The following is a 240-nucleotide window of genomic DNA, read 5'->3' as shown; positions in this document are numbered from 1 at the left end:
GGGTTCGAATCCCGTACGGGTCACCACTTTTGGAGGATTAGCTCAGCTGGGAGAGCACCTGCCTTACAAGCAGGGGGTCGGCGGTTCGATCCCGTCATCCTCCACCATATAAACTATATGAATAATATTATCGCGGGGTGGAGCAGCACGGTAGCTCGTCGGGCTCATAACCCGAAGGTCGCAGGTTCAAATCCTGTCCCCGCAACCAAATGGTCCCGTGGTGTAGTGGTTAACATGCCT

At 54.6% G+C, this 240-nt stretch carries 2 tRNA genes; both read left to right on the top strand.

The features are described from left to right. Nucleotides 1-31: 31 nt before the first annotated feature. Nucleotides 32-107, top strand: a tRNA-Val gene (locus MR070_RS26990). A gap of 24 nt (nt 108-131) precedes the next feature. Continuing rightward, a tRNA-Met gene (locus tag MR070_RS26985) sits at nt 132-208 on the top strand. The last annotated feature ends 32 nt before the right edge of the window (nt 209-240 follow it).

Origin of the sequence: Bacillus cereus group sp. BfR-BA-01453, from assembly GCF_022662915.1 — a bacterium.
GTDB lineage: Bacteria > Bacillota > Bacilli > Bacillales > Bacillaceae_G > Bacillus_A > Bacillus_A paranthracis.
Note: the sequence above shows the minus strand (reverse complement) of the source record. Positions and strands in the feature narration are given on the sequence as shown.